This is a genomic window from Algiphilus sp., assembly GCF_023145115.1.
Classification (GTDB): Bacteria; Pseudomonadota; Gammaproteobacteria; order Nevskiales; family Nevskiaceae; genus Algiphilus.
On record NZ_JAGLEJ010000020.1, the window covers coordinates 24353 to 47097 of the forward strand.

22 protein-coding genes and 1 tRNA gene are annotated in these 22745 nt (G+C 69.4%); 3 read left to right on the forward strand and 20 right to left on the reverse strand.

The genetic code is table 11. The annotated features are described in order from the left end of the window. Positions 1-84: 84 nt before the first annotated feature. On the forward strand, positions 85-942 hold the full coding sequence (locus tag KAH28_RS06885) for a DUF4382 domain-containing protein (RefSeq protein ID WP_290575247.1): 858 nt from the start codon (positions 85-87) through the stop codon (positions 940-942). A gap of 289 nt (positions 943-1231) precedes the next feature. Here the strand turns inward: KAH28_RS06885 and KAH28_RS06890 are convergent. The 7 genes from KAH28_RS06890 to KAH28_RS06920 form a co-directional block, all read right to left on the reverse strand. Then, positions 1232-1324: transfer RNA gene (locus KAH28_RS06890), tRNA-Ser, on the reverse strand. 83 nt (positions 1325-1407) lie between these two features. Continuing rightward, complete coding sequence (gene csrA / locus KAH28_RS06895) at positions 1408-1605, reverse strand: carbon storage regulator CsrA (protein WP_290575383.1); 198 nt, start codon at positions 1603-1605, stop codon at positions 1408-1410. A gap of 43 nt (positions 1606-1648) precedes the next feature. After that, positions 1649-2884 (reverse strand): aspartate kinase, encoded by a 1236-nt coding sequence (locus tag KAH28_RS06900; RefSeq protein WP_290575248.1) that lies wholly within the window; start codon positions 2882-2884, stop codon positions 1649-1651. 2 nt (positions 2885-2886) lie between these two features. After that, the gene (alaS, locus tag KAH28_RS06905; protein WP_290575249.1) at positions 2887-5517 is read right to left on the reverse strand and encodes an alanine--tRNA ligase; all 2631 of its coding nucleotides are present in this window, start codon (positions 5515-5517) and stop codon (positions 2887-2889) included. A gap of 83 nt (positions 5518-5600) precedes the next feature. Further along, entirely contained in the window at positions 5601-6077 is a 477-nt protein-coding gene (locus tag KAH28_RS06910; RefSeq protein ID WP_290575250.1) for a regulatory protein RecX, read from the reverse strand. After that, complete coding sequence (gene recA, locus KAH28_RS06915; protein ID WP_290575251.1) at positions 6052-7077, reverse strand: recombinase RecA; 1026 nt, start codon at positions 7075-7077, stop codon at positions 6052-6054. The genes KAH28_RS06910 and recA overlap by 26 nt, the downstream gene beginning before the upstream one ends. Before the next feature lie 39 nt (positions 7078-7116). Then, entirely contained in the window at positions 7117-7602 is a 486-nt protein-coding gene (locus KAH28_RS06920; protein ID WP_290575252.1) for a CinA family protein, read from the reverse strand. Positions 7603-7688: 86 nt separating this feature from the next. On the opposite strand from KAH28_RS06920, the gene mutS reads away from it, so the two are divergent. Then, positions 7689-10232, forward strand: coding sequence for a DNA mismatch repair protein MutS (gene mutS / locus KAH28_RS06925; RefSeq protein ID WP_290575253.1), 2544 nt, complete (start codon positions 7689-7691; stop codon positions 10230-10232). Positions 10233-10265: 33 nt separating this feature from the next. On the opposite strand, the gene KAH28_RS06930 is transcribed toward mutS, so the two are convergent. The 4 genes from KAH28_RS06930 to KAH28_RS06945 form a co-directional block, all read right to left on the reverse strand. Then, a complete protein-coding gene (locus KAH28_RS06930; protein ID WP_290575254.1) occupies positions 10266-10502 on the reverse strand; it encodes a DUF2970 domain-containing protein in 237 nt (78 codons plus the stop codon). A gap of 17 nt (positions 10503-10519) precedes the next feature. Then, positions 10520-11020, reverse strand: a complete 501-nt coding sequence (locus KAH28_RS06935) for a DUF2505 domain-containing protein (RefSeq protein WP_290575255.1) — start codon at positions 11018-11020, stop codon at positions 10520-10522. Positions 11021-11094: 74 nt separating this feature from the next. Then, positions 11095-12456: a DUF1329 domain-containing protein gene (locus KAH28_RS06940; protein WP_290575256.1), complete on the reverse strand. Its 1362-nt coding sequence runs from the start codon at positions 12454-12456 to the stop codon at positions 11095-11097. A gap of 115 nt (positions 12457-12571) precedes the next feature. Then, a complete protein-coding gene (locus KAH28_RS06945) occupies positions 12572-13903 on the reverse strand; it encodes an AarF/ABC1/UbiB kinase family protein (RefSeq protein ID WP_290575257.1) in 1332 nt (443 codons plus the stop codon). 202 nt (positions 13904-14105) lie between these two features. Between KAH28_RS06945 and KAH28_RS06950 the strand changes: the two genes are divergently transcribed. Continuing rightward, positions 14106-14570 (forward strand): hypothetical protein, encoded by a 465-nt coding sequence (locus KAH28_RS06950; RefSeq protein ID WP_290575258.1) that lies wholly within the window; start codon positions 14106-14108, stop codon positions 14568-14570. 3 nt (positions 14571-14573) lie between these two features. On the opposite strand, the gene KAH28_RS06955 is transcribed toward KAH28_RS06950, so the two are convergent. The 9 genes from KAH28_RS06955 to KAH28_RS06995 all read right to left on the reverse strand — a co-directional run bounded on the left by KAH28_RS06955 (position 14574) and on the right by KAH28_RS06995 (position 22735). Then, complete coding sequence (locus KAH28_RS06955; RefSeq protein ID WP_290575259.1) at positions 14574-17162, reverse strand: DUF1329 domain-containing protein; 2589 nt, start codon at positions 17160-17162, stop codon at positions 14574-14576. After that, positions 17141-17824: an energy transducer TonB gene (locus KAH28_RS06960; protein WP_290575260.1), complete on the reverse strand. Its 684-nt coding sequence runs from the start codon at positions 17822-17824 to the stop codon at positions 17141-17143. The genes KAH28_RS06955 and KAH28_RS06960 overlap by 22 nt, the downstream gene beginning before the upstream one ends. Before the next feature lie 5 nt (positions 17825-17829). Continuing rightward, positions 17830-18237, reverse strand: a complete 408-nt coding sequence (locus KAH28_RS06965) for a biopolymer transporter ExbD (RefSeq protein WP_290575261.1) — start codon at positions 18235-18237, stop codon at positions 17830-17832. Then, positions 18234-18788 carry a MotA/TolQ/ExbB proton channel family protein gene (locus tag KAH28_RS06970; protein ID WP_290575262.1) on the reverse strand — a complete coding sequence of 185 codons (555 nt, stop codon included), beginning with the start codon at positions 18786-18788 and terminating at the stop codon, positions 18234-18236. Before KAH28_RS06970 ends, KAH28_RS06965 begins: the two co-directional genes overlap by 4 nt. Then, entirely contained in the window at positions 18781-20148 is a 1368-nt protein-coding gene (locus tag KAH28_RS06975; RefSeq protein ID WP_290575263.1) for a MotA/TolQ/ExbB proton channel family protein, read from the reverse strand. The genes KAH28_RS06970 and KAH28_RS06975 overlap by 8 nt, the downstream gene beginning before the upstream one ends. After that, on the reverse strand, positions 20145-21005 hold the full coding sequence (locus KAH28_RS06980; protein ID WP_290575264.1) for a DUF3450 domain-containing protein: 861 nt from the start codon (positions 21003-21005) through the stop codon (positions 20145-20147). Before KAH28_RS06980 ends, KAH28_RS06975 begins: the two co-directional genes overlap by 4 nt. A 55-nt stretch (positions 21006-21060) precedes the next feature. Then, complete coding sequence (locus KAH28_RS06985; protein ID WP_290575265.1) at positions 21061-21843, reverse strand: SDR family oxidoreductase; 783 nt, start codon at positions 21841-21843, stop codon at positions 21061-21063. 94 nt (positions 21844-21937) lie between these two features. Further along, a complete protein-coding gene (locus tag KAH28_RS06990) occupies positions 21938-22138 on the reverse strand; it encodes a DUF2061 domain-containing protein (RefSeq protein ID WP_290575266.1) in 201 nt (66 codons plus the stop codon). Positions 22139-22246: 108 nt separating this feature from the next. Continuing rightward, positions 22247-22735 carry a hypothetical protein gene (locus tag KAH28_RS06995; RefSeq protein ID WP_290575267.1) on the reverse strand — a complete coding sequence of 163 codons (489 nt, stop codon included), beginning with the start codon at positions 22733-22735 and terminating at the stop codon, positions 22247-22249. Between the last annotated feature and the right edge of the window lie 10 nt (positions 22736-22745).

Consider the following 22745-nt stretch of genomic DNA (forward strand, 5'->3'; position numbering starts at 1 on the left):
AGTGTGGGGTGCGCGATGCGACGTCAACGCGCGCACCGCCGTATCCCCGCCCCAGAGCCCCCGCCCGTCCGCCGAGAGAACCCCATGCGCGTGCCCGCCGCCCTCCTGCTGCTACCGCTGGTGTCCGCATGCGAACAGGGCGACGTCACGGTACTGATCACCGATGCGCCGGCCGACGGCCTGACCCGCTTCGAGATCACCCTGCGCGGCGTTGACATCGAGGGCTCGGACGGCTCGTATACCGAATTCGACTTCGACCCGCCGCGGGTCGTCGACATCGTGCCGCTCCGCAACGGAAACACCACCACCCTGCTGCAGGATGCCGGCATCGACTCCGGCGACTACACCGGCATCCGTCTGCGTTTCGAGACCGATGAGCGCGCTCCCGGCGAATCGCTCCCGGTCGCCCGCGAGAACGGCGACCAGCTCCAGCTCGCCTACGTCGAGGACACGGCGGAGGTGGCAGTCTCATTCGGCATCGACGACCTCGGCAGCGAGACACTGCTGCTGGACCTCGACCTCCGGCGCAGCGTCAGGGAGGACGATGACGACATCGCCGACGGCCAGCTGCGCTTCGATCCCTCGCTGCGTGCGGTGATCAACGATCAGCGCGCGACCCTGAGCGGTGTCATCGGCCCCGCCATCTTCAACCAGGCCGGCTGCCTGCCCGCGGTCTATCTGTTCGAGGATTTCGACCGCGATCCGGCCGGCCTTGCCGACGACAACCCGCCCCTGGCATCGACCGTCGCGTCGATCGCCGATCCGACGGGACGCGGCTACCGCATCGGCGCCCTCGAAGCCGGCGAGTACACCGCCGCCGTGACCTGCGATGCCGCCGTGGACGATCCCGAATCCGACGAGGTCGATACCGACATCACCTTCGAGACCACGGCCAACGTGCGCCTGCGCGCGGGCGAAACGGTCACCCGCGACTTCCCCTAGGCCGGCGGCGCGCGAGCGCCGGAACGGGCACGGCCTGCGGAAGAACGACGGGAAGGTTTCGGGCCTGCGGGCGCCTGGCCCGGAACAGCCCGCGCAATGCGCAGTTCAGCGCCGAATGGCGGAGAGAGAGGGATTGCGGCGGCTGCGCCCCCGCCCTCCGGGCTACGCTTCGCTTCGCGCCCCCCGGCTCCGCCGGGTGGTCGAACCCGGGCATGGTCTATCGAGGGTTCGAATCCGGAGGCCTTCGCGCTTCGCGAACGAAGCGGACCGGCCACCGGAGCAAATCATTTGGCGGAGAGAGAGGGATTCGAACCCTCGATGGGGCTATAAACCCCATACTCCCTTAGCAGGGGAGCGCCTTCAGCCACTCGGCCATCTCTCCGTATCAGCTCGGGGACGCGCCCCGGGGACGCGTCGGAACGCATTGTAAAGATTCCCGCGCGCTCTGTCTTCGGGTGCGGCGACCTAGTCGCCGTCCCCGTTCCTGCGGCGCGGTGCCTCGCCCTGGCGCAGCCGTTCGACGACTTCCTCGCGATGCACGGTGACATCGGGTGGCGCCTCGATGCCCACGCGCACCTGATTGCCCTTGATGCTGAGAACGGTGATCGTCACGTCGTCGCCGATCTTCAGTGTTTCGCCCACCCGCCGCGTCAGAATCAGCACGCGCATCGCCCTCCGGTAGTCGCCACTCGACGGGGCATGTCCGCTACCCCGCCGGAGGCTGCTCGTCCAGCTTGAAGGCGCGGTGGAGACTGCGCACCGCGAGCTCGACGTACTTCTCCTCGATCACCACCGAGATCTTGATCTCGGAGGTGGAGATCATGCGGATGTTGATGTTCTCTGCCGCGAGCGCCTCGAAGGTCTGCGACGCAATGCCGGCGTGACTCCGCATGCCGACACCGACGATGCTGACCTTGGCGATGTTGTCGTCGCCCTTGACGTCGCGGGCACCGAGATCGCGGCAGATCTGGCCGACGATCTCCAGCGCGCGCGCATAGTCGTTCTTGTGGACCGTGAAGGTGAAGTCGGTGGTGGCGTCGGCACCGACGTTCTGCACGATCATGTCGACCTCGATGTTGGCCGCGCCCACCGGACCCAGCACGCGAGCCGCGATGCCGGGCCGATCCGGAACGCCGAGCAGCGTCACCTGCGCCTCGTCGCGGTTGAATGCGATTCCGGAAATCAGCGGACTTTCCACGCCTTCGGCCTCCTGGTCGAGAGTGATCAGCGTGCCGGGACCTTCGTCGAAAGTCGACAGCACGCGCAACGGTACCCGGTACTTGCCGGCGAATTCCACGGCGCGGATCTGGAGCACCTTGGAGCCGAGGCTGGCGAGCTCCAGCATCTCCTCGAAGGTGATCTGCTCGAGCCGCCGCGCACGCGGCTCCACGCGCGGATCCGTGGTGTAGACGCCGTCGACGTCGGTGTAGATCTGGCACTCGTCGGCACCCAGTGCCGCCGCCAGCGCAACACCGGTGGTGTCCGAGCCGCCGCGCCCCAGCGTCGTGATGTCGCCGCGGGGGTCGACGCCCTGGAAGCCGGCGACAACCGCGACCTCGCCGCGATCGAGCCCGGCGCGGATGGCATCGCCGTCGATGCCGGCGATGCGTGCCTTGCTGTGGGCGCTGTCGGTACGGATCGGCACCTGATGCCCCAGGAACGAACGCGCCGGCACCCCGATCGCCTGCAGCGCCAGCGCGAGCAGGCCGATGGTGACCTGCTCCCCGGTGGCGACGATCTGGTCGTACTCGCGCGGGTCCGGCTGGTCGCTGATCTCCTGCGCCAGCCCGATGAGACGGTTGGTCTCGCCCGACATGGCCGATACCACCACCACGACCTGATCGCCGCGTGCGCGCGCGGCCGCCACCTTCTGCGCGACGTTGCGGATGCGTGCGATGTCGCCGACGGAGGTCCCGCCGTACTTCTGGACGATGAGGGCCATGGTCAGCTTCCGAGCTGCGCCGCGACCCAGCCGGCGACGCTGTCCAGCGCGCCGTCGAGGTGCTCGGGCTGCGGTCCGCCGGCCTGGGCCATGTCCGGCCGGCCGCCACCCTTGCCCCCCACCTGTCCGGCAACGTGCTTGATGAGCGCGCCCGCCTGCACGTGGTCGGTCAGATCGCTGGTCACGCCCGCGATCAGCACCGCCTTGCCGTCCTTCTCGGCGCCCAGCACGATGATGCCGCTGCCCAGGCGTTCCTTGAGCTTGTCGAGCATGCCGCGCAGCGCGCCGGCGTCGTCGACCTCGACGCGGGTGGCGAGCACCTTCACCCCCGCCACGTCCTGCGCGCCGGCGACGAGATCGCCGCCCGCGCTCTGGCTCAGCTTGTCGCGCGCCTGCTGGAGCGCGCGCTCGGTCTCGCGGTTGCGCTGCACGAAGCTTTCCAGCTTGGCGACGATGTCGTCCGGCGTCGCGCGCAGCAGGGCCGCCGCGTCGCGCAGGGTCTGCTCGGTGCGGCGCATGTGGTCGATGACGGCATCGCCGGTGATCGCCTCGATCCGGCGCACGCCCGCGGAAACACCGCCCTCGTGCACGATGCGGAAGGCGCCGATGTCACCGGTACGCGCCACGTGGGTGCCGCCGCAGAGCTCCACCGAGTAGTCGCCGAGCGCGAGCACGCGCACGGTCTCGCCGTACTTCTCGCCGAACATGGCCAGCGCGCCCCGGTCGATGGCTTCCTGGTACGGGCAGACGTCGGTGCGGGCCGCCGCATTGGCGCGGATCTGCGCGTTGACCTCGTCCTCGATGCGCTGCAGCTCCTCCGGGGTCACCGGCTGCGGGTGCGAGAAGTCGAAGCGCAGACGCTCCGGCGCCACCAGCGAGCCCTTCTGCGCCACGTGACTGCCCAGCACATTGCGCAGCGCGGTGTGCAGCAGATGGGTCGCCGAATGGTTGCGCACCACCCGCGCGCGGCGCTCGGCGTCGATCTCGGCCTTGACCGCATCGCCGACGCGCAGGCGCCCCTCCGCGAGCGTGCCGATGTGGCCGGGGGTGCCCGGACGCAGCGCGCGCGTATCGCGCACCGCGAAGCGGCTGCCCGGCGCGCTGAGCTGTCCGTGGTCGCCGACCTGCCCGCCCGACTCGGCGTAGAACGGCGTGCGGTCGAGGAACACGACGACCTCGCGCTCGGGATCCGCTTCGACCGCGTCCACCGGCTGGCCGTCGCGCAGCAGCGCAGTGACGGTGGCACCGTGTCCGGTGGCCTCGTAGCCGGTGAAGGCGGAAGTGCCCAGATTCTCGGGCAGCGCCGAATAGTCGCCCTCGAAGCGGCTGGCGGCGCGCGCACGGGCGCGCTGGGCCTCCATGTGCTGCTCGAAGGCGGCCATGTCGACGCTCATGCCTCGCTCGCGCAGGATGTCGGCGGTCAGGTCGACCGGAAAGCCGTGCGTGTCGTAGAGGTGGAAGGCGACCTCGCCCGGCAGCTGGTCGCCCTGCACATCGCGCAGGGACTCGTCGAGCAGGCGCAGACCGCGATCCAGCATCTGCGCGAAGGCTTCCTCCTCGCCGCGGATGGCGCGCTCGAGCGTGTCGCGCTCGCGCACCAGCTCGCCGTAGGCCTCGCCCATGATCTCGGCCAGCGGCGCGACCATGCGGTGCAGGAAGGGACCGCGCGCGCCCAGCTTGTGCCCGTGCCGCGCCGCGCGCCGGATGATGCGGCGCAGGACGTAGCCGCGGCCCTCGTTGGACGGCAGCACGCCGTCGCAGATCAGGAAGCAGGTGGCGCGGATATGGTCGGCGATCACCTTGAGCGAGGCGCCGTTGTCCTGCGGGATGTCCAGGGTCTCGGCCGCCGCCGCCATGAGGCGCTGGAAGACGTCGGTGTCGTAGTTCGAGTGCTTGCCCTGCAGCACGGCGGCCAGCCGCTCCAGGCCCATGCCGGTATCGACGCTGGGCGCCGGCAGCGGCGTCAGCGTGCCGTCGGCGCTGCGGTCGAACTGCATGAACACGAGATTCCATATCTCGATGAAGCGGTCGCCATCCTCCTCCGGCGAGCCGGGCGGGCCGCCCGCGACCTCCGGGCCGTGATCGTAGAAGATCTCGCTGCACGGGCCGCAGGGGCCGGTGTCGCCCATCTGCCAGAAGTTGTCGGATCCGCCGTCGGGCTTGTCGCCGATCCGCAGGATGCGCGCCTCGGGCAGACCGATGTCGTCGCGCCAGACCGCGTAGGCCTCGTCGTCGCTGGCGTAGACCGTTGCCAGCAGCTTGTCGGCGGGCAGGCCGAGCCAGTCGGGCCCGGTCAGGAACTCCCACGCGTAGACGATGGCCTCGCGCTTGAAGTAGTCGCCGAAGCTGAAGTTGCCCAGCATCTCGAAGAAGGTGTGATGCCGGGCGGTGTAGCCGACGTTCTCGAGATCGTTGTGCTTGCCGCCCGCGCGCACGCAGCGCTGGCTGCTGACGGCGCGCCGGTAGTCGCGCTGCTCGCGCCCCAGGAAGACATCCTTGAACTGCACCATGCCCGCGTTGGTGAACAACAGCGTGGGGTCGTTGGCGGGCACGAGCGAGGCCGAGGGCACCACGCGATGGTCGCGTGCCTCGAAGAAGGCGAGAAAACGGCTGCGCAGGGTATTGCTGTCCATGAGTCCGCGGTGCGGGCCAAAGCCCGTAATCTTATCCGATGCGTCCGCTCGGACGCGGTCTCTCCGGCGCGGCCGCCCGCCCGCTACTCGAATTCCGGGGCATCGCCCAGCACCGCGCGCACCGTGCCCTCGTCGAAGCCGCGTCCGGCAAGCCGCCGCCAGTGCCTGGCGCGCTCGGCGGGAGTCGTGCCGGGCGTGTGGCGACGCGCGAACCATTCCCGCGCCACGTCCAGCCAGTCGATGGCCTCCGCGTCGAAGGCGGCCGCGACGGCGCCGTCCGCGATGCCGGCGCCGCCCAGCTCCCAGCGGATCCGGCGCGGCCCGTAGCCCTGACCGGCGCGCGCCCGGATCACCGCGCGCGCGTAGCGCTCGTCGGACTGCCAGCCGTCGCGCGTGAGCGCATCGACCGCCTCGGCGGCCTCGTCGGCATCGACGCCGCGTGCGGTCAGCTTGCGCTGCAGCTCGCGGGCGCCGTGCTCGCGGCGCGCGAGCAGGTCGACGGCCCGCGTCTTGGCCGACGCGGGCTGCTCGCCCCTACTCCTGCTCGGTCGCTTCCTCACGCTTCTTGCGCTTGGGCAGGAGCTGCTCGCGAAGGGCCTGCTCGATGGTTTCGGCCACCTCCGGATTGTCGCGCAGGTACTGCTTGGCGTTCTCCTTGCCCTGCCCGATCTTGTCGCCGTTGTAGGCGTACCAGGCGCCCGACTTGTCGATCAGCTTGTTCTCGACGCCCAGCTCGATGAGCTCGCCGAGCCGCGAGATGCCCTCGTTGAACAGGATCTCGAAGGTCGCCTGGCGGAACGGTGGCGCCAGCTTGTTCTTGACGACCTTGACGCGGGTCTCGTTGCCCATCGCCTCGTCGCCCTTCTTGACCGTGCCGATGCGGCGGATATCGAGACGCACCGAGGAGTAGAACTTGAGTGCATTGCCGCCGGTGGTGGTTTCCGGCGATCCGAACATGACGCCGATCTTCATGCGGATCTGGTTGATGAAGATCACCATCGTGTTGGTGCGCTTGATGTTGGCGGTGAGCTTGCGCAGCGCCTGACTCATCAGCCGCGCCTGCAGGCCGGGCAGCGAATCGCCCATCTCGCCCTCGATCTCGGCCTTGGGCGTCAGCGCGGCGACCGAGTCGACGACCACCACGTCGACCGCGCCGGAGCGCACCAGCATGTCGGCGATCTCCAGCGCCTGCTCGCCGGTGTCGGGCTGCGAGATGAGCAGGTCGTCCACCTTCACGCCCAGCTTCTCGGCATAGCTGGTGTCGAGGGCATGCTCGGCGTCGACGAAGGCCGCCACCCCGCCCTGTTTCTGCACTTCGGCAACCGCGTGCAGGGTCAGCGTGGTCTTGCCCGAGGACTCCGGCCCGTAGATCTCGACGACGCGGCCGCGCGGCAGCCCGCCGATGCCGAGCGCGACATCCAGGGACAGCGACCCGGACGAGACGGTGGCGACGTCGCGCGCCGGATCGTCGGCGCCCATGCGCATGACGGCGCCCTTGCCGAACTGCCTCTCGATCTGCGACAGCGCTGCTTCCAGTGCCTTCTTGCGGTTGTCGTCCATGCCTGCCTGCGTCGGGTGATGTGGTGGCCGTCGATTATTTCACAGCCGCGCGAGAAGACCGGCCAGCGCGTGCGCCACGGTGGCGGTTCTCACTGCCGCCCGGTCGCCGGGGAGCACGCGGCATTCGGCATCGGTGCCGTCCGGTCCCGACCAGCCGAACCAGACCGTTCCTACCGGCTTGTCCGCCGAGCCGCCGGACGGCCCTGCGATGCCGCTCACCGCGATGCTCCAGTGCACCGGCGCGTACTGCAGCGCGCCGGTCGCCATCGCGCGCACGACCGCTTCGCTGACGGCGCCGTGGTCGCGGATGAGCCCGGGATCGACCCCCAGCATCTCCTGCTTGGCACGGTTGCTGTAGCTGATCATGGCGCGCTCGAACCAGCCCGAGCTGCCGGCGAGATCGGTGCAGGCGGTGGCGATGCCGCCGCCGGTGCACGACTCCGCCGTCGCCAGCCATTGCCCGCGCGCCGTCAGTATCCGGGCGATGCGCGCGACCGTTTCGGGAATCGGATCGGGGCTGCTCATGAGGCCGTGAATTCCGGAGGGGCCATGCTAGCATCGCCGATTCCGCGCGCCCCCGGGCGCCGAGTCCCGCCCTTTCGCCCGTCTCCATGCCCGAAGCCCCCGGAATCGACGCGCACACCCCGGTCATGCAGCAGTACCTGCGCCTCAAGGCGCAGCACCCCGAGCGGCTGCTGTTCTTCCGCATGGGCGACTTCTACGAGCTGTTCTACGACGACGCGAAGCGCGCCGCGCGACTGCTGGCGCTGACCCTCACCAAGCGCGGAGAGTCGGCCGGCGCCCCCATCCCGATGGCGGGTGTCCCGGTGCACGCCGCCGAGCAGTACGCCGCCCGCCTGCTGCGCATGGGCGAGTCGGTGGCCATCGCCGAGCAGATGACGCCGCCGGGCGGAAAGGGCCCGGTCGAGCGCGAGGTGGTGCGCATCCTCACCGCCGGCACCGCCACCGACGACGCGCTCCTCGATCCCACCCGTGCGACGCTGCTGGCGGCACGCTGCGAGCTGCGGGGCGCCCACGGGCTGGCGTGGCTCGATCTGGCAGCCGGGCGCTTTCACTGCCTGCAGACCGACGACCGTGGTGCCGTCGATGCCGAGCTGGCACGCATCCAGCCGGCGGAGCTGCTGACGTCCGATGACCGCGACGAAGCGGGTGCGGTGCGCTGGGACCGGATGCACTTCGATCCGACCACCGCCTATCGCCTGCTGTGCACGCAGCTCGGGACGCAGCACCTGCGCGCCTTCGGCTGCGAGGATCAGCCCGCGGCCATCGCCGCCGCCGGAGCGCTGCTCGCCTATGTGCGCGAGACGCAGCGCAGCGCCCTGCCGCACGTAACCGCGCTGCGTACCGAGGATCTCGGTCGCGCGCTGCACATCGACGCCGGCAGCCGGCGCAACCTGGAGATCACCAGCAGCCTGTCGGGCGAGGAGCGCCACAGCCTGGTCGGCGTGCTCGATACCTGCATGACCAGCATGGGCAGCCGCCTCATGCGCGCTTGGCTGGCCCAGCCGCTCCGCGACCGGGCGGAGATCGGCGCCCGCCACGACAGCGTCGCCCGGCTGAGCGACGGCGCTCGCTGCAACGCGCTGCGCGGCGCGCTGAAACCGGTGCACGACATCGAACGGGCACTGGCACGCGTGGCGCTGAAGAGCGCCCGGCCGCGCGACATCGCCAGTCTCGCCGAGACCCTGGACGCGCTCCCCGAGATCCGCGAACGCCTGCAGCCCCTGGACTGCGCGCGCCTGCAGGCGCTGGCAACCGACCTGGGGCCGCATCCGGAGCTCGCCGCCTGGCTGCGCGACGCCCTGGCCGAGACCCTGCCCGCCCAGGTCAAGGACGGCGGCGTGTTCGCGGCCGGCTACGACGAGGAGCTCGACCGACTGCGCGAGCTGTCCACCAATGCCGACGGTTTCCTCGCCGAGCTCGAGGCCCGCGAGCGCAGGCGTTCGGGCATCGACACGCTGCGCGTGGGTTACAACCGGGTGCACGGCTACTACATCGAGATATCCCGCGCGCAGGCCGCGCAGGCGCCCACCGACTACACCCGCCGGCAGACGCTGAAGAATGCGGAGCGCTTCATCACCGAGGAGCTCAAGCGCTTCGAGGACCAGGTGCTGTCCGCCCGAGAGCGGTCACTGACGCGCGAGCGGGCGCTGTTCGACGACCTGCTCGACCGCCTGGTCGGCGAGCTCCCGGCCCTGCGCGCCACCGCCAGCGCCCTCGCCGAGCTCGACGTGCTGGCCTGCTTCGCCGAACGCGCCGCGGCCTGCGGCTATGCGCGGCCGGAGCTGGGCGAGGAGGCCGCGGTGGCGATCACCGGCGGCCGCCACCCGGTGGTCGAGGCCATCGCCGACCATCCCTTCGTGCCCAATGACGTGACGCTCGACGCGGGCACGCGCATGCAGGTCATCACCGGCCCGAACATGGGCGGCAAATCGACCTTCATGCGACAGACCGCCCTGATCGTGGTCATGGCGCTCGCGGGCAGCTTCGTCCCGGCCGAGTCCGCGCGGGTCGGCGACATCCGCCGGATCTTCACCCGCATCGGCGCCGCCGACGATTTGGCCGGCGGCCAGTCCACCTTCATGGTGGAGATGACCGAGACCGCACACATCCTGCATCACGCCGACGCGCACAGTCTGGTGCTGATGGACGAGATCGGCCGCGGCACCAGCACCTACGACGGCCTGGCGCTGGCGCGGGCCTGCGCCGAGGCGCTCGCCGCGCGCAACCGCTGCCTGTGCCTCTTCGCGACCCACTACTTCGAGCTCACCGAACTGCCCGAGCACAACGACGGCGTCGGCAACCTGCACCTCGAAGCCGCGGAATACGGTGATCGCTTCGTGCTGCTGCACCAGGTGCGCCCCGGTGCCGCCAGTCGCAGCTTCGGGATCCAGGTTGCGCGGCTGGCGGGCGTACCCGCCCGGGTGCTGGCGCGCGCGCGCGATGTGCTGGAGCGGCTCGAATCGTCTGCCGATCCGGCACCGACCGGGGCCGCCGATCCGGCCGGGCAGATGCCGCTGTTCGCCGCGGCGGACGATCCGCTGCGCCGGGCGCTCGCCGATGTCGACCCGGACAGCCTCACGCCCCGCGACGCGCTGGAAACGCTCTATCGGCTCAGGGGCCTCGTCGACTGAGTCGCTGCGCGATACCGTGCCGCGGGTGCCACATCAACTGCCGGTGGCAAGGTGCAACACCAGCTGCACGATACCGGTGATCGTCAGCACGAAGACGATGGTCGCGAGGACGCCGATGATGATGAAGTGCATCGGCTTGCCACGGGAAAAATCGCGCTTGCGGGCGCGCTCGCTCTGTACCCCCAGGAGAGCGGCCGCCACCGCCTGCAGCAGTTCGATGAAGCGCAGGGGCGCCTGCCCGCCGTTGCCGTTCTGACCTTCGCTGCTCATGCCCGCATGATAGTCGATCAGCGATAGTGTGCGATCTGTGCGCGCACGAAGGCGTGATCGCGCTCCGCCTTGGCACACACGTCCTCGGCCACCAGCTCGGCAACCCGCTTGCCGATCACCGGCACGCGGCAGCCGAATGCCCAGTCCACCCGATTCCGCGCACCGCCCTCGTAGGGGGTCAGCGTCATGCGGGCGGAAATCCGCACCGGCGCGCCGTGAATGCCGATCTCGATGCTGCCGCACGAGCGGGTCCTGTCCCAGCAGTCGCGCTGCTCGACACGGATGGTATCGGGCAGTGCCTTGCGCGCCCACGATGGCAGCGGCAGCTCGGATTCGGTCCGGTAGCGCGCCAGCACCCCGAAATCGGCGTCTTCGGGTGTCTCGATGGTGATCTGCAGCCCCTCGAACCCCAGTGCCTCGTACTTCGCGCGGTAGAAGTCGGCGTCGGTCAGCATGCGGAGGACGGTGCCGCAGTCGTCGTCGAAGTCGAGATACTGGGTGCGTTCCACGGTTGCCATGAACGAGATCCGTCAGTTGTCCACAAAAAAGCCGCCGGGCCTTGGCCCGGCGGCCGGGTAACGCGACTACGGGCTCAGCGCGAGGTCTTGCGCTGCACCGCTGCGGCGGTGAAGAAGCTGTCGTCGTAGGTCACGGTGCTGTCGATCGGGCGATCCTCGTTGGCGAGCGCCGTGAGGAAGTAGCGCCCGGTGTTGAGGTGATAGATCACCTCGGGGCTGGTGCCGGTCGCGAGGATGTTCTGCGCGAAGGAGAGATGGCCCTCCTGGAACTGCATCATCTCGCCGCGATGATCGTAGTTGTCGATCATCACGATGTTCCAGCTGTCCTCGTCGATGTAGAGCACCTTCTTGCCGAAGGTATGGCGCAGGTCTTCCTTGTTCTCGGCCTCGACCACCCAGACGCGATGCAGCTCGTAGCGCGGCAGTTCCGGATTCAGGTGGCGCGGCGAAGCGAGGTCGTCATAGCTGGTGTCCGGGCCGGAGATCCTGTGCGAATTGTACGGGACGTACATCTCCTTCTTGCCCAGCAGCTTCCAGTTGAAGCGCTCGAGGACGCCATTGAACATGTCGACCTGATCGTAGAACTGGTGCCCGTCGGTGCCTTCATACGGGTTGTCGCAGCACACCGACGGCGCGCGACGGATGCGGCGCAGACCCGGCGAATACAGCCAGGCGCGACGCCCTGCCTCACCGGTACCGACCTTCTCGTGCACCAGGATGAAAGTGCCCGCCAGTCGCACCGGCGCCACCGTCTCGGACAGATAGCGCAGGTACTCGCCCTGCCCGTCCTCGATCGGAATCGGATCGTTGACGTTCGCATAGCTGAAAGTCACGTCCTCGACGATCTTGGTGAACTGATACTCGCCGTCCGGCTGCACGATCATCTGGTTGTTGTAGCGCCGGGCGTTGTTGCCGCGCCACTTCAGCTTGTGGTTCCAGATCACTTCCGCGCCGGTCTGCGGAATCGGGAACGGGAACCCGATCTCGCAGTTGGTGATGTCGTCCGGCCCGCGGAACTCGCACTTGGTCGCGTTCCGCTTGGTGGCTTCCTTGATCTCGTCCGGCCAGTTCGCGATGCGATGGGTCGGGTAGATGTTCATCTTGTAGCTGTCCGGGAAGCGCTCGAGCAGCAGCTTGTGTCCCTCGGACAGCTTGTCCGCATGCTGGTCCATGTTTTCCGCGGTGATGGTCAGCCGCGGCTCTTCCGCATCGATCTCGGGATCGGCGGGGTACTCGCCCGAAAGCGGCCCCTTCTTCTCCTGCGGCTCCCATGCCGGGATGGTGCCCGCCTCGTTGCCTTCCGGGTTGGCGCCGATGGGCGTGAGCTCACCGCCCAGCCGCTTGGCTTCATCCGCGGAAACGGCCGCTGGAGCGCTCGTCGAGAACGCCCAGACGGCGCTCGCAGCGATCGCGAGTGTGGTCCTACCTAGGGTCATGGGGTGTCTCCTGTTAGTTAAGGTAAACAGTCGTTTAAGTATACCGGAGCCGCCGTTGGTTCGAACATGGCTGTTCCGGCCAGCGTGTTGATTCCGGCCTCCAGCAGCGCTGGCATCAGCTCGGGTTGGGGTCGTCGATGCCAAGCGCCTCCATCAGCATCGCACGTCCCTTGAGTTCGGCGCCGAGCACGCCGCAGGCCATGAATGCACCGGCCAGTCGCCGGTGCAGGAAGACGATCTCTCGCGGCGGCACCCGGAACCAGCGCGAGAGCGAGTTGCGCGCGACCTTCTGTGCCGCGCGCGGCAGCAGATCCGAGTCCGCGAAACGATAGGCACCGTCCGGCGTGAGGAGTTCCGGATTGGCGCCCGCCTCGTCCGGCTGCCGGAACGGTTCCATGATGAGCTCGACCAGCTCGGCGAAGGCATCGAGCACCGCGCGCGGGTGATCCGCCTCCATCAGGCCGATCTGCATCGCGCCCTCGAAGATGTCGTCGCGGGGGCCGAACAGCGCGCCCGACAGCAGCCGCCGGTAGCCCTCGATGAAACCACGACCGAATATGCGGGTGGCGCCGAAGTCGAGGAGCACGATGCGCGGCGGCGCGTCGTCGGCCAGGCGGATGCGGTAGTTCCCGAAATGCGGGTCGGTCTGCACCATGCCCCACGAGAAGAACTCGCGCAGGAATATCTCGATGAAGGCGTAGGCGATGTCGTTGCGCGTGTCCTGGGGCAGCGCGGCCACCGATGCGTGCCGGATGCTCACGCCCGGCTCGTAGGAGAGCGCCAGCACCATGTCGGCGGAATACTCGTCGTACACCCGTGGCACGATGAAGCGCGCATCGTCGGCCAGGCGGCGCGCGTAATCCTTGGTGTAGCGCGCTTCGCTGGCGTAGTCGACCTCGCGGTGCAGCATCTCGCGCACCTCGTTGAAGACCGGCTCCATGTCGAGTCCGCGTGGCGCCAGCCGGGTCATGCTGAGCAGCCGTTTGAGCGTCCGGACGTCGCTCTCGATGGCATCGCCGACGCCCGGATACTGGATCTTGAGCACCAGCTCGGTACCGTCGCTGCGCCGGCGGGCCCGATGCGCCTGTCCGAGCGACGCGGCCGCCAGTGGCCGGCGGTCCACCTCGATCTCGGCGAGCCGCTTGTCGCCCAGTCCGCGCTGCAGCACCGGCTCGATCACCGACCACGAGACCGGGGCGGTGTCGTCCTGCAGCCCGGACAGCACGTCGACCGCTTCCGGCGGCAGGAAGTACTGCGCGTAGAGCGAGAGCATCTGCCCCGCCTTCATCACGCTGCCCTTGAGATTGCCCAGCGCGTCGGCGAGCTTCCCGGCCTCGTCGCGGTAGAAGTCGCGATCGGCATCCTTGCGATGCGAGGCATCGCGGAACAGATTGCCGAAGCTGTGGGCGGCGAACCGGGCGCCGGTGCCCATCCCCAGCCGGGTCATCGCCCAGTTCCGCGCCATCGGGCGGGTGGTCAACCGATCCATGCTCGCGCGGCGCGGCTTGTCGTCTTCGCTCCCCATATCCGAAGGCGATTCCCAAGGTGAGTGCGCGACAGTATGCCCGCACCGAATCGATCGCGGGCACACCGACGCGGCATCGTGTTTCCGGCTAGCATGCCGCCGATCTCATCGAGCGACCGTTTCCATGACCCAGCTTCGTGAACGCATCCTCAACAGCCCGCGCGAAGGCCAGATCGTGACGGGCTGCAGCGTCATGATCCAGACCTTCGTGAGCGATACCGGCGGAGTCCGCGGCTTCGCGCTGCGCTCGGCGGTACACGCCGCGCAACGGCAGCGGCCGGATCTTCTCGACACGGCGGCGCGCCGGCTGCTGCCGGAGTTCCTGGACGCGCTCGACCCGCACTACGCCGAGTGGAATCCGGCCGCCGAGCCGGATTTCGCACGCTTCCTCGACGCGCGCTCGGCGAGCGCGCGCGAGGCGCTCATCGCGGTGGCCGACCGGCGCGCGCGCGCCTCCAGCAACCGGGTCGTGAAATCGCTCTACGAGCGCATGCGCGGCAGTGCCGGCAAGGATGTCGACCGCCTGCTGCCCGACCTCGCCCGCCTCATCGCCGACGAGCTCGATGCCCAGCGCCGGGACGGCGCCTGATCGCTAGCGCGCGTAGCGCGACTTCACGGCCGACGGCAGATAGTCCGAGGCCCGAATGCCCGGAACGCCGAATTCGGCGGGCTCGGTCTCCATGGCCATGCGATTGATGAAGTATCGGCCGTCGCGCAGATCGTAGGTCACCACCGGCATGGCATTGGCCGCCTGGACGTTGTACTGCGGCACCAGATGCCCTTCCTGGAAGCGCCACAGCTCGCCGTCGTGGTCGTAGTTCTCGACCAGGACCACGTTCCAGCTGTCCTCGTCGATGTAGAACACGCGCTTGCCGAAGCTGTGCGAGGTGCCCGCGCGCTCGGTGGCCTCGACCACCCAGACCCGGTGGCGCTCGTAGCGCATGGGCTCCGGGTTCGGGAAGCGCCCCTGCAGCAGGTCGTCGAGCCCGACCGATCCGTCGACCAGCCGGTAGCCGTTGTACGGAACGAGCAACTGGCGCTTGCCGACCAGCTTCCAGTTGTAGCGGTCGAAGGCGCCGTTGTACATGTCGACCATGTCGACGAAGTAGACCGCCGACGAGCCCGGGAACGGCTGGTCGTACCCCACCGGCGGAATGCGGAAGAGGCGGTTGGCGCGCGGCGGCATGACCCAGACCGCGCGCCCCTTGTCCGCGCCGTCGGCGGTTTCGTGCACCAGCGCCGCGAAGTCGACGCCGTAGCGATCGCGCGAGAACCAGCTCAGGTAGTAGAGCAGGATGTTCTGGTTGTCGATGTCCACCGGATCGTCGAGGTTCGCGTAGCGGAAGTACACGCGCTCGGTCTGGAACAGCTCGTCGGTGCGGCGGCCATCGGGATAGACCACGGCCTGCTGGGTGCGCGCCATCACCGAGTCGCCGCGATAGCGCACGCGATGATTCCACATCGCTTCGACGCCGGACTCCGGCCTGCGGAACGGGAACCCCAGCGAAGCACCCTCCAGCGTGTCCGAGCCGACCAGGCGGGCGCTTCCCTCGTTGTCGCGGGTGGCGCGATAGATCCGCTCCGGATACGACACGCTGCGGCGGGTCGGATACACCTTCATGCGGTAGTCCGGATAGCGACGCAGCAGCGCCTTGTGGCCGTCGCTGAGGTACTCGGCATGCTCCGCCATGTTGTCGGCGGTAACGGTTGCAACCGGCTTGTCGGTCGCGAAGGGGTCGACCAGACGCTCGCTCTCGGCGTATCCCTCGGGCCAGTGTTCCGGCGTAATGCCGCCCTGCCAGGCCGGAATGACGCCATCGGCGCTGGGCCCGGCATCGGCGCCCACCGGTGTCAGCCCGCCGGGCGTGCCCGCGGAGCCGCTGCCCGACGCCCCCTCGCCCAGCGAGACCGGCTCGCCCAGCACGGCACGCGCGATCTCGTCCTCGGTATCGCCGCGCTGGCGCGCGCGTCGTGACGCGGCGGCCATCGCCTGCTCACGGGCCCGGCCGCTCTCCAGATACTCGATCCAGTCCGCCGCCAGCGCCGCCTGGCCGTCGGATGCCGCGGCCTTGCGGAACGCTGCGAGCGCACCCTCGATATCGGCCACCTGATAGCGGGCCACCGCCAGTGACATCCAGGTCGCGGCATCGCCCGGACGCGCCTCGGTCACGCGCGCGAAGGCGCGCGCCGCCTCGCCGTAGTCCTCGCGGTCCATGTGGAGCTGACCGAGCTGGCGCAGCAGCTCGATGTCGCTGCCGGTGGCCAGCACGCGGTCGATGGCGTCCACCGCCTGCCCGTCCTCGCGCGCGGCGATCCAGTAGTTGGCGAGCGCGCGCAAAGTGCCGCGATTGCGCGGCACGGCGCCGCGCTCCATCCAGTCCTCGAGCTGCGTGGCGGCGTAGTAGGGAGCGCCGATGCGCGCCACCAGCGCCGCCAGCTGCTGACGCTGCCCGGCGTCCGATACATAGCCGAGCCGCGCCGCCACCTCCAGCGCCGCCTGGGCATCGCGCTCGCTGCCGGCCTTGAGATGCAGCGCCACCGCCTGATGCCAGTAGTCCGCCTCCCGGGGATTGCGCACCAGCAGGCGGTCCACCGTCGCGGCGGCGTCGCCGGTGCGACCGAGGCCGATCTGGGTGGCGAGCAGCGCGCGCAGCCAGCTTTCCTGCGGCTCGGGGGAACGCGCAACGGCCCGCTGCAGCAGCGGCAGCGCGTCGCGGTAGCGCTCCTTGGCGGCATAGGCGGAACCCAGTGCCGCCTGCTGGGCGGCCGGCGCGCCGGCATTGCCGCGGACCTCGGACTCCAGACCGCGGATGATGGCATCGGGATCGCCCGATGCCACCAGCAGCTGGGAGAGCTGCTCCTCCATCGCCCGCTGGGCCGGACCCGACAGCGCGTTCTCCCCGATCGCCCTGCCGAGCAGCTCGGCGGCGCGATCGTACTCGCCGCGACCGGCGGCACTGCCGGCGAGCTCGCGCAACAGCATGGCGCGCTCGTAGGCGCTGCCCGCCTCGCGCAGCAGCTTCTCCGGATCGGCCTTCGGCTTTTGCTCGGGCGGCGTGTCGAGAACCCGCACCTCGCTGCGATACTGCTGGGCGTGCACCGGCATCAGGGCGGCGATGCCGGTCAGTACCAGCAGCGCGATGCGAGGCACGGTCGTCGTCACCGGTAGTCGTAGGCGCATTCAGCCGGATCCATCTCGATGCGTTGCTTGACTTCCCGCGCGCGGCTGCTGCTCTGGTAGATCCAGTTGGATACCGACTGGATGGCGGCGGTCTCGTACACGCCCTTGGGGTCGGCGTCGATGATGCGCACGTCCTGCACGCGGCCGTTCGGCATGACCGTGAAGATGACCTCCACCCAGCCCTCGATCTCCTGATCGCAGGCCCACTCGGGCATCATCGGGCGGGCGGTCGAGAGCGGGACCAGCTCGCGCCCCTTGAAACCGCTGCCGGAACCGTAGCCATCGCCCGCGCCGCTTCCGGTGCCGCCGGCGAAGCCACCGAACTCACCGCTGGACAGCGACTGGCTGCCGGAGAAGGACAGCGGCGCGGCGACCTCGCTCACCGACGGCGCCTGCGGCATCGGCACCGATACCGAAGGCAGATCGGGGCGCTGCAGCGATGGCGGCGTGGGCGGTGGCGGCGGCGGGCTCGACTGCGGACTGGCATCGGGCCGGCTGGTGGGCGGTTCCTCCTCCTCGACGCGCACGATCTCGATGCCGGGAAGCTCCTCGCGCTCGACGCGCACCACCTCGCCGGGCGCGATCATCCACTGCATCAGCCAGAACAGGCCGACGATGATGAACAGCGCCAGCGGCAGCAGTATCGCGACGCGCAGCGACATCGCGGCTATCGGGGCGTCTCGGCGGCCACGGCCACATTGCGCGCCCCCGCCAGTCGCGCCTTGTCCATCACCTGGACCATGACCCCGGCGCCGGCATCCTGGTCGGCCTGCACCACCACGGTCGCGTCCGGTGCCTGGCCCTTGAGACGCTCGATTTCGGCACGCAGGCCGCGGATGTCGACGCTACGCCCATCGATGTAGATCTCGTCCTCGGCGGAGATCGCCACCAGGATCGTCTGCTGGTCCTGCCGCTCCGCGGTCTCGGCGCTCGGCCGGTTGACGTTGATGCCCGCCTCGCGGACGAAGGTCGTGGTCACGATGAAGAAGATCAGCATGATGAAGACCACGTCCAGCATCGGCGTCAGATCGATGCCGGCATCTTCACTGGTCTGCGTGTGGCGCCGCATCTTCATGCCGTACCCCTCGTGTCGAGCGCCTCGGACAGGCGTTCGGCGCGGTCACGGGCGGCCGCGGTGAAACGGTAGAGCGGGAACAGGCCGGAGATCCCGACCACCATGCCCGCCATGGTCGGGATGGTGGCGCGCGAGACCCCCGCCGCCATCGCCTGGGCGTCGCCGGTGCCGACCAGCGCGACGACGTCGAAGACCGCGATCATGCCGGTCACGGTGCCGAGCAGGCCGAGCAGCGGACAGGCCGCGATCAGCGTCTGGATCAGCGGCAGGGTCGCCGCCAGGCGCTCGCGCGCCCGCCGGATCATCACCTCCCGCACGCGACGGGCGCTCCAGCTCCGGTGCGTGGCACGCTCGCGCCACTGCGCGATCAGCTCGCGCTCCATGCGCGGGAACACGAAGCGGAAGTACACCCAGCGCTCCAGGATCAGCACCCAGAGCAGCAGACCCGCGGCACCGACCAGCAGCAGCACCGGCCCGCCGTCATCGAGAAAGTCGGCGACGCGCGCCAGGGGCCCGCTGCCCGCTATGCGCCAGAGCAGCGCCTCAAGCACGACCCTGCCCCTCGAGCCTGCGCGCGAGCACCAGCGCCGACTCTTCATCGAGCGTCTGCACCAGCACGCGCGAGCGCGCACCCAGCAGCGAATTCAGGAAGAGCAGTGGAATGGCCACACACAGGCCCAGTACCGTGGTCACCAGCGCCTGCGAGATGCCGCCCGCCATGAGCTTGGGGTCACCGGTGCCGAACAGCGTGATCGACTGGAACGTGAGGATCATGCCGGTGACGGTGCCGAGCAGCCCCATGAGCGGCGCGACCGCCACGAACAGCTTGAGCAGCGACTGGAAGCGCTCCAGGCGCGGCGTCTCCTTGACCACCGCCTCGGACAGGTGCAGCTCGAGCAGCTCGGGATCGTCGCTGCCGGTGCCGTCGGATGCCGCGCCGAGGACCCGGCCGAGCGGATTGTCGTCGCGCGGCTGATCGGTGGCGTCGAGCTGTCGGCGCACGCGCCCGCCCACCAGGGCCAGATAGACCAGCTGCGCCACCGCCAACAGCAGGCCCGCCGCACCGATGGCCAGGATGGTGTAGCCGACCACGCCGCCCTGGTCGACGCGCTCGCCTAGCGTTGGCCGATCGGCCTCGACCTCCAGCAGCCGGCCGCGCGACGGATCGATGAGCGCGGGCTGCACGCTGCCCGGCTCGGCCGCGAAGAAGTCCTCGGCAGCGTCGGTATAGCTGCCGCCCGGCTGCCGCGGCAGCAACTGCGCCACCGTGCCGCCCTCGGGCAGGAGCACGTAACCATCGGCAGTGAAGGCGCTGAAATCACCGACCCGGATGAGCTCTGCCGAACGCTCGTTGCCGAAGATGTCGGTGATCGGTGCTTCGAAGCGCGCCACCCGCCCGGTGGCGGTCATGTCCTGTACCAGCAGGAACCAGAGATCCTCGAGCTGCGCCATGCTGGGCAGCGCGGGGTTGTCGGCGATGGCGCCGAGCTGTTCGAGACGCTCGGGCACCTGCGCCGTCACCGGCGAGGTCTGGGCCTTCTCGCGCAGATCGCCCGCGGTGCTGCGCGCCGCCGTGAACAGCCGGCCTAGATCGGCGCTGGCGGCGTTGAGCTCCTCCTTGAGCGCGTTGATCTGCTCCTGGCCCTGCTCGAACTCGGCGCGTACCTGCTCCGCGCGCCGACGGGCGGCATCGCGCTCGGCCCGGGCTTCCCGCAGACGCTGCTGCTGCTGGTCGCGCTCGCGAATGAAGCGCTGCTCGCGCTCGCGATTGATGCGCTGCTGCTGGCGACCCGATTCGCGGATCTCCTGGAGCAGGCTGGCCATGTCCTGCGCGACCGCCGGTGCGGCGGGCAGCGCCGTCAGCAGCATGCCGGCGAGCAGCGTGGCGATGGTGCAGTGGCGGCGGATCATGGCGTTTCCTCCCCGTCGTCGTCACCCGAGCCCGCGGCGGCCTCCGGCGCGGCCTCCACCGCGTCCAGCGCCGGCAGCGTGCCGGCATCGCCGTCGGCGGTCGGCACCGACACCGGCAGCAGCAGCAGCTCGGGCGCGATCACTTCGCGCGACACGCGCAGCGCCTGGCGCACGGTGGGAATGTAGTGCCCGGGCATGTCGACCCAGGCTTCGGAAGCCGCGTCCCAGCGCCTGACCTCGCTGCCGTCGAGCGACAGCGCGTACAGCGCCACCCGCCCGACCCGCAGGATGTCGTGCACGCGGCCGTCGATCTCGGCGCGCTCGTGACCGATGCCGCGGCCATAGTCCGACTCGGCCGCATAGGCCTCGAGCACCTTCTGATAGCGATCCGCCACCGAAACCGAGGGGTCCGACATGGCATCGCGCAGCCCCTCGAGCCGCTTGCGACGCTCCTCCTGACGGAACGGCAGATCGAGCGCCACGAAGCGCTCCAGCGCGTCGATCATGCGCAGCATCAGCGGCATGATCTCGCGCTCGGTGAGCTCGAGCTCGCGGATCTGCTCGCGCAGCGACTCGAGCTCCGCCGCCTGCTGGTCGATCAGCTCCTGCAGCTGATCGGCATAGACGTTGAGCTGCTGCGTCTCCCATACCGCGGAGCGATAGGCCTGCAGCGCCTCGCGCGTGGCTTCGTCGACCTGATCGATACGGTCCTGGGAGCGCGCGTCGTCGCGCCGCTGCGCCGCCGTCCGATCGACCGCGTCGCCGGCATCCTGGGCCTGCGCCGACGCGCCGGGCCAGAGGAGTGCGGCGCCGACCATGAAGGCGAGTGCGCGCCGGTTGCTGGAGGGGCGTGTCATTGCGGAAGTCCTGCGGGTGAATGCATGAAGGTCACGACCATGGCGGGCAATGCGGTCAGTAGTCCCCCAGCTCGCGCATGAAGATGCGGTTGAGCCAGGCCGGGAGGAAACGCGTCGTCAGCACCACGAGCATGCCCTGCAGACCAACGTTCCAGTGGACCTGCGGCCACCAGCGCGGGCACGTCGCCGAACGCGTCACCACGCGCGCGACGTCACCGGCATCCAGGCGCACGCCGAGCCGCTCGAGTATCGCCGGCTGATGGATGCCGGTGGTCATCGCCGTCCTTGTGAAGAGCGGCCACACCGCCGTCACGCGGATGCCGTGGCGGCGCCACTCCGCGTCCAGCGCCTCGGTCAGTCCGCGCACCGCGAACTTGCTGGCCGAATAGACCGCGTAGGACGGTACGCCGTATGCGGCCGACGCCGAACACAGATTGACCACGCGCGCGCCGGGTGTGGTCATCAGGAACGGCAGCGCGATATGGCAGCCGCGCACGACCGCCTTCACGTTCACGTCGATGAGGCGGTCGTAATGCGAACAGTCGATCGATTCGAAGTCCCCGGCGCACACCAGCCCGGCATTGTTGACCAGCACGTCCAGCCGGCCGCCGGTGGCTTCCATGAAGCCGCGAAGCGCTGCGGTGTAGGCGTCAGCGTCGGTGACGTCGACGGCCTCCGTCCAGAGGCGCTCGCTGGCGGCCTCGGCTTCGAGCGCGGCAAGCGCCCGGCCGTCACGGTCGATCGCCCCCACCTGCCAGCCCATGGCGAGAAAGCGCAGGACCGTGGCACGGCCGATACCGGCCGAAGCGCCGGTCACCAGCACGCTGCGATGCGTCAAGTGGGAATCTCCTCCGGATCTTTGCGAGGGACTCTAGCATTCCCGTTCGCACCGACAACTACGACGGACGCAGTAGACCGCGCCTCCGGCGGGATCAGGCGCCGGTGGGGGCGGGATCCCCGCCCCCGCGCCCACGACGCGCCCAGAAGCGTTCGTGGAAGTGGTATGCGACGGTATTGCACATCGGTTCGATCAGCGCCACCACACCACCGGCCATGACGTTGCCGGTCATCAGGTAGACGACCGTGAACGCCACCGTCATGTGGACTATCGCGAATGAGATCGTCTTGGTCATGGCTGTGCTCCGCTTCGGCATGCACGCATGATAGTGATTCTCATTCGCTAATCAATGCGTCCGTCGCGATGCTCCGGATAGTGGCGGGCTATCGCCGGTTCGCGGGCCCTATTCCGGGCGCACGATGGTCGGGCCGAGGTGCTGCTGCACCTGCCGCGCATCGAAGGCCTTGAGGTCGTCGCGGCCCTGATCGTCCTCGAGCACGACGATGTAGGCCTGCGCGTCGTAGCGGGTCGATCGCGGCGTGCTGGTGCCGACACCCAGCCCCGCGGCACCGCCGAAGGTGGAGTAGTACCCGAACCCGAAGCGGGTATCGAGCGTCTGCGTGTAGCTGGTCTGCGACTCGGTGGCCACGTCGCCCATGAGGAAATGCGTGCCGCCGTTCGCCAGCGTGATCTCGGCCGCCCGGAAGAGCAGGTAGTTCTCGACCCGGGCCCGCGGGGTGGCGTCGTTGCCGGAGAAGGTCACGCGGAAGCGCCTGTCCTCGATGCGCTGATCGGCGTAGCCGTAGCCGCCGTCGGCGGGTTGGTACGGCGTCGCGGTCACGCACCCGCTGACGGTCACCGCCAGTACCAGCATCGACAGCCATCCGCGCATGCACCCGCTC

Coding starts and splice junctions, on each gene's coding strand:
- KAH28_RS06885 (WP_290575247.1), top strand. CDS start 85: ATGCGCGTGCCCGCCGCCCTCCTGCTGCTACCGCTGGTGTCCGCATGC.
- KAH28_RS06945 (WP_290575257.1), bottom strand. CDS start 13,903: ATGACCCGGCTGGGGATGGGCACCGGCGCCCGGTTCGCCGCCCACAGC.
- KAH28_RS06960 (WP_290575260.1), bottom strand. CDS start 17,824: ATGTCGCTGCGCGTCGCGATACTGCTGCCGCTGGCGCTGTTCATCATC.
- KAH28_RS06950 (WP_290575258.1), top strand. CDS start 14,106: ATGACCCAGCTTCGTGAACGCATCCTCAACAGCCCGCGCGAAGGCCAG.
- alaS (WP_290575249.1), bottom strand. CDS start 5,517: ATGGACAGCAATACCCTGCGCAGCCGTTTTCTCGCCTTCTTCGAGGCA.
- KAH28_RS06990 (WP_290575266.1), bottom strand. CDS start 22,138: ATGACCAAGACGATCTCATTCGCGATAGTCCACATGACGGTGGCGTTC.
- KAH28_RS06975 (WP_290575263.1), bottom strand. CDS start 20,148: ATGATCCGCCGCCACTGCACCATCGCCACGCTGCTCGCCGGCATGCTG.
- KAH28_RS06935 (WP_290575255.1), bottom strand. CDS start 11,020: ATGGCAACCGTGGAACGCACCCAGTATCTCGACTTCGACGACGACTGC.
- KAH28_RS06940 (WP_290575256.1), bottom strand. CDS start 12,456: ATGACCCTAGGTAGGACCACACTCGCGATCGCTGCGAGCGCCGTCTGG.
- KAH28_RS06920 (WP_290575252.1), bottom strand. CDS start 7,602: ATGAGCAGCCCCGATCCGATTCCCGAAACGGTCGCGCGCATCGCCCGG.
- KAH28_RS06930 (WP_290575254.1), bottom strand. CDS start 10,502: ATGAGCAGCGAAGGTCAGAACGGCAACGGCGGGCAGGCGCCCCTGCGC.
- KAH28_RS06980 (WP_290575264.1), bottom strand. CDS start 21,005: ATGACACGCCCCTCCAGCAACCGGCGCGCACTCGCCTTCATGGTCGGC.
- KAH28_RS06965 (WP_290575261.1), bottom strand. CDS start 18,237: ATGAAGATGCGGCGCCACACGCAGACCAGTGAAGATGCCGGCATCGAT.
- mutS (WP_290575253.1), top strand. CDS start 7,689: ATGCCCGAAGCCCCCGGAATCGACGCGCACACCCCGGTCATGCAGCAG.
- KAH28_RS06995 (WP_290575267.1), bottom strand. CDS start 22,735: ATGCGCGGATGGCTGTCGATGCTGGTACTGGCGGTGACCGTCAGCGGG.
- KAH28_RS06900 (WP_290575248.1), bottom strand. CDS start 2,884: ATGGCCCTCATCGTCCAGAAGTACGGCGGGACCTCCGTCGGCGACATC.
- recA (WP_290575251.1), bottom strand. CDS start 7,077: ATGGACGACAACCGCAAGAAGGCACTGGAAGCAGCGCTGTCGCAGATC.
- KAH28_RS06955 (WP_290575259.1), bottom strand. CDS start 17,162: ATGCGCCTACGACTACCGGTGACGACGACCGTGCCTCGCATCGCGCTG.